The sequence below is a fragment of the Pseudomonas sp. GZD-209 genome (assembly GCF_049310485.1).
In the GTDB taxonomy this organism is placed as follows: Bacteria; Pseudomonadota; Gammaproteobacteria; order Pseudomonadales; family Pseudomonadaceae; genus Aquipseudomonas; species Aquipseudomonas sichuanensis.
The window spans coordinates 1-4705 of record NZ_JBMOWQ010000015.1; the positions used below are offsets into that span (position 1 = coordinate 1).

Genomic DNA, 4705 nt, shown 5'->3' on the forward strand with positions numbered 1-4705 from the left:
GGGGGGGGGGGGGGGAGGTCTGCTTCCGTGGGGGGGGGTGGGGGGGTGTGTTTCCCCCCGCGATTGGCCTAGCGCATTTTCTCTATCCGCCAGATGCCAAACGGCTGGTGCCAGGGCTCGATGCGCATCCACTGGGTCTTGCCGTGCCAGGTCCAGCGCTGGCCGGTCATCAGGTCCTCGCCCTGGGTGTCGGCGTTGTCATCCAGGCCCAGCTCCCACAGTGGCAGCTCGAAGCTGGCCTCCTGGGCGTTGTGCGGGTCGAGGCTGATGGCGACGAGGATGTAGTTGTCGCGCTCGGCGGTGCGTTTGGCGAAGTACAGGATCTGGTCGTTCCAGCAGTTGAGAAAGAGCACGCCCAGGTGGGTCTGCAGGGCGCGGTTGTGCCGGCGGATGCGGTTGAGCTGGGCGATTTCGGCGACGATATTGCCGGGCTGGTTGAAGTCGCGCGGGCGGATCTCGTACTTCTCCGAGTCCAGGTATTCCTCCTTGCCGGGCAGCGGCGTGCCTTCGCACAGCTCGAAGCCCGAATACATGCCCCACAACCCTGAGCCCATGGTCGCCAGCGCGGCGCGGATCAGAAAGCCTGCGCGGCCAGAGGTGTGCAGGAAGAATGGGTTGATGTCCGGCGTGTTGACGAAGAAGTTGGGCCGATAACACAGGCTCCACGGCGGCTGGTTGAGTTCTTCGAAGTACTCGCGCAGCTCCTGCTTGCTGTTGCGCCAGGTGAAGTAGGTGTAGCTCTGGGCGTACCCCACCTTGCCCAGCCGCGCCATCATCGCCGGGCGGGTGAAGGCTTCGGCGAGGAAGATCACCTCGGGGTGCTGGCTGCGGACATTGGCGATCAGCCATTGCCAGAACGGCAGCGGCTTGGTGTGCGGGTTGTCGACGCGGAAGGTCTTGACCCCCTCCTCGACCCAGCCGACCACCACGTCGCGCAGGGCCAGCCACAGGCTGGGCACCGCCTCGGGGGCGTAGAAATCGACGTTGACGATGTCCTGGTACTTTTTCGGCGGGTTCTCGGCATAGCGGATGGTGCCGTCGGGGCGCCAGCTGAACCAGCCGGGGTGCTCCTTCAGCCAGGGGTGGTCCTGGGAGCACTGGATGGCGAAGTCCAGGGCGATCTCCAGGCCGTGTTCGGCGGCAGCCGCCACCAGACGGCGGAAGTCTTCGCGGCTGCCCAATTGCGGGTGGATGGCATCGTGGCCGCCCTCGGGGCTGCCGATGGCGTAGGGGCTGCCGGGGTCGCCGGGCTCGGCCTGCAACGCGTTGTTGCGGCCCTTGCGGTGTTGCAGGCCGATGGGGTGAATGGGCGGGAAGTACAGCACGTCGAAGCCCATGTCGCGGATCATCGGCAGGCGCTGGTGCACGTCGTTGAAGGTGCCGTGGCGCTCGGGGTCGTCGGTGACCGAGCGTGGGAACAGCTCGTACCAGCTGGCGAACAACGCGGCTTCGCGATCCACGTCCACGGGGAACTCGGGGCTACGGGTGAGGTAACTGCGGTGCTCGGCCTCGCTCATCAACCGGGTGACATCGGGGTGCAGCAATTGCGCCACCTGGTCATCCACCGACAAGCCCGGCAGGCGCTGCTGCAAGGTTTGCAACTGCTCGCGCAAAGGGCCGTCGCTGCGCTGGATGCCCTGCCCCAGCAGCACACGGCCCTCTTGCAGTTCGAGCTGCACGTCCTGGCCTGCGGCGTACTTCTTCTCCAGGTCGTGGCAGTAGGTGGCGAACGGGTCGATCCAGGCTTCGATGCTGAACAGGTGCAGGCCCAGCTCGCTGGGGGTGAAGTCGGCCAGCCACAGGTCGTTGCCCGGCGAGTGCATGGCCACAGCGTGCCAGCGACGGCTGTGGGCCTGGCGCCAGTACAGCATCACCGCCAGGCGGTCGTGGCCGTCGGCGTACACCTTGGCGCTGACGTCGACCTTGTGCCCGCGCACCGCCTTGGCGGCGAAGGTGCCGCCGTCGAGCACGGGCGTCGCGTCCTCGATCACGATGCGTGGCGCCAGCAACGCCTGGGAAAGGCTGATGGCCTGGTCCGGGTGGTCGCCTGCCATGGGCACGCTTTCGAAGGGCTCGCTACCTGTCATCGCACTCGCTCCGTGGGGATTGTGGCGGTAAGGGTTCAGAGCCGTGCTCGAGGGTGGGGTTCAATAAAATTGAGCGAATGGCGCCAGGCGTGGGTCGAAGCCTGCGACACCTCTTCATTCATCCCGCGAGGTCAGGCCCATGAGTATTCCCATTCCACCGGAGACACCCGACCCGAACATCGACGACCCGACATTGCCGCCGCCGGTGCCCGAGCAAGAGCCGGACGAGCTGCCGATCAAGCCGACCGTGCCGCCCACGGTGGGCGACCCGCCGAGCGAGGAGCCGCCGGTGAGAGGTAGAGGATAGACGGCGCCCGGCGTTTCGTGCGGCGTACCTGTAGGAGCCAGCCTCGCTGGCGCCTACAGGGTGAATGCACAGAATCATGAACGGCGCACCTGGCATTTCTACCAGTAGCGCAGACAGTATCGAGGCGCGTACAGAGGAGCCACCCTTTCACGGCTGACTTCGGTATGCGCTCCCGGCTCTACATCTCCGCTCGCCTGCTCTGGATCATCGCCAACTTCCTCGAGCAGTGGTCATACAGAATCACGCCAGACGTCTCCATGGACGAGCTGGGGGCGGACAGCTTCGACATGGTAGAGCTTCAAGCGCTGATTGAGGAGGCATTCGACATCTGCATTCCTCACCAGATCCAAACCTATGTGACCTTCGTCGAGCTGGTTGAGCTCGTGTATCGGGCGATGCCGCCCACTACCCTCCCAGCTCCTCGACACTGATCTCGCGCATCCTGAACTTCTGCACCTTCCCCGTCACCGTCATCGGGAACTCATCCACGAAGCGGAAATGCCGTGGCGCCTTGAAATGCGCCAGCCGCGCTTTGCACCACTGCTGCAATTCATCAGCCGTGGCGCTGTGCCCAGGGTGCAGGCGAACCCAGGCCACCACTTCCTCACCGTACTTGCTGCACGGAATCCCCACCACCTGCGCCTCGGCCACCGCTGGGTGGGTATGGAAGAACTCTTCCAGCTCACGCGGATAGATGTTCTCGCCGCCGCGAATGATCATGTCCTTGTTGCGCCCGACGATGCGCACGTAACCCTGATCGTCCATCACTGCCAGATCACCGGTGCGCATCCAGCGGGCCGGATCGATGGCGTCATGGGTGGCCTGCAGGTTGTCCCAGTAGCCAAGCATCACGCTGTAGCCACGGGTGCACAGCTCACCGATTTCGCCGCGCGGGACGATGCAGCCGTCGGCGTCCACCAGCTTGGTTTCCAGCTGTGGCTGGGTGCGCCCGACCGTGGTCACGCGCAGCTCCAGCTCGTCGTCGGGGCCGGTCTGCAGCGACACCGGGCTGGTTTCGGTCATGCCATAGGCGATCTGCACCTCGGCCATGTGCATCTGCTCGATGACCTTGCGCATCACCTCGATCGGGCAGGTGGCACCGGCCATGATGCCGCTGCGCAGGGTCGAGAGGTCCAGCTGCGGGCGCGACGGGTGGTCGAGCATGGCAATGAACATGGTCGGCACGCCATAAAGGATGCTGGCGCGCTCTTCGGCCACGGCGCGCAGGGTGAGCTCGGCGTCGAAGGCGTCGTTGGGGTAGACCATGGTGCTGCCGTGGGTGATGCAACCGAGGTTGGCCATGACCATGCCGAAGCAGTGGTACAGCGGCACCGGGATCACCATGCGGTCGTGTTCGGTGAGGCCAAGACTTTCGCCGACCATGTAGCCGTTGTTGAGGATGTTGTAGTGGCTCAGGGTCGCGCCTTTGGGCGCGCCGGTGGTGCCAGAGGTGTACTGGATGTTCACTGGCTGGTCGAACTGCAGGCTGTTCTGGCGCTGCTCGAAGATGACCGGGTCGATCTCCCCTGCCCGCCCGGCCAGTGCTGCCCAAGGCAGGAAACCTGTCGGCGCTGCGGCGGCCAGGCTGATCACCCCGCGCAGGTCGGGCAGGCGCTCGCTGTGCAATTGGCCAAGCGCGTGGCTCGCCAGCTCCGGCACCAGCGCCTGCACCATGGCGTGGTAGTCGGAGGTCTTGAACGCATCGGCGCACACCAGCCAGCGGCAGCCAGACTGGCGCAGCACATACTCAAGCTCGCCCACCCGATAGGCCGGGTTGATGTTGACCAGGATCGCGCCAACCTTGGCCGTGGCCAGTTGCAGGATGCACCACTGGGCGCAGTTGGGTGCCCAGATGCCGACCCGCTCGCCGCCGGCCACGCCCAGCGCCATCAGCGCCCGGGCATGCAGTTCGACCTGCACGGCCAGTTCGCGCCAGCTGTAGCGCAGGCCCTGGTGCCGCACCACCAGCGCCTCGCGCTCGGCATGGCGGGCCACGGTGGCGTCGAAGGCCTGGCCGATGGTCAGGGTCAGTAACGGGTGGTCCTGGCGGCCGCGGGTATAGCTTGGTTGAGGCATGGTTGTCCCTTCTTGTGGTTGTTCTGGGCATGACTGAAGCAGGCGGCAATTACTCTGGCGCAGATTTACGTTTACGTAAAGGTGATGATCTGATTGACAGTGTCGGAAGGCAGGTTTACGTTAACGTCAACCATAAACATGACGGCGTTGTGGGAGCGGGCTTGCCCCGCGATGAGGCCGGACCAGGCAAATCAGCTGGCCGTTCTGACGGGCATCGCGGGGCAAGCCCGCTCCC

5 protein-coding genes are annotated in these 4705 nt (G+C 65.2%); 3 read left to right on the plus strand and 2 right to left on the minus strand.

Features of this window, described 5'->3' with window-relative positions; all coding sequences use genetic code 11:
* Positions 1 to 68: 68 nt before the first annotated feature.
* Complete coding sequence (locus tag ACO6VM_RS02525) at positions 69 to 2087, minus strand: alpha-1,4-glucan--maltose-1-phosphate maltosyltransferase (protein ID WP_422402718.1); 2019 nt, start codon at positions 2085 to 2087, stop codon at positions 69 to 71.
* A gap of 139 nt (positions 2088 to 2226) precedes the next feature.
* On the opposite strand from ACO6VM_RS02525, the gene ACO6VM_RS02530 reads away from it, so the two are divergent.
* The gene (locus ACO6VM_RS02530; protein WP_422402719.1) at positions 2227 to 2394 is read left to right on the plus strand and encodes a hypothetical protein; all 168 of its coding nucleotides are present in this window, start codon (positions 2227 to 2229) and stop codon (positions 2392 to 2394) included.
* A gap of 164 nt (positions 2395 to 2558) precedes the next feature.
* Positions 2559 to 2825: an acyl carrier protein gene (locus ACO6VM_RS02535; RefSeq protein WP_401057022.1), complete on the plus strand. Its 267-nt coding sequence runs from the start codon at positions 2559 to 2561 to the stop codon at positions 2823 to 2825.
* On the opposite strand, the gene ACO6VM_RS02540 is transcribed toward ACO6VM_RS02535, so the two are convergent.
* The gene (locus ACO6VM_RS02540; protein ID WP_422402720.1) at positions 2800 to 4470 is read right to left on the minus strand and encodes an AMP-binding protein; all 1671 of its coding nucleotides are present in this window, start codon (positions 4468 to 4470) and stop codon (positions 2800 to 2802) included. The genes ACO6VM_RS02535 and ACO6VM_RS02540 overlap by 26 nt on opposite strands.
* Before the next feature lie 29 nt (positions 4471 to 4499).
* Between ACO6VM_RS02540 and ACO6VM_RS02545 the strand changes: the two genes are divergently transcribed.
* A partial coding sequence (locus ACO6VM_RS02545) for a hypothetical protein (protein ID WP_422402721.1) occupies positions 4500 to 4705 on the plus strand: 206 nt, incomplete at its 3' end.

Excerpts from the sequence above, each read along its gene's own strand:
- ACO6VM_RS02525 (WP_422402718.1), bottom strand. The coding sequence starts at position 2,087 with ATGACAGGTAGCGAGCCCTTCGAAAGCGTGCCCATGGCAGGCGACCAC.
- ACO6VM_RS02540 (WP_422402720.1), bottom strand. The coding sequence starts at position 4,470 with ATGCCTCAACCAAGCTATACCCGCGGCCGCCAGGACCACCCGTTACTG.
- ACO6VM_RS02530 (WP_422402719.1), top strand. The coding sequence starts at position 2,227 with ATGAGTATTCCCATTCCACCGGAGACACCCGACCCGAACATCGACGAC.
- ACO6VM_RS02535 (WP_401057022.1), top strand. The coding sequence starts at position 2,559 with ATGCGCTCCCGGCTCTACATCTCCGCTCGCCTGCTCTGGATCATCGCC.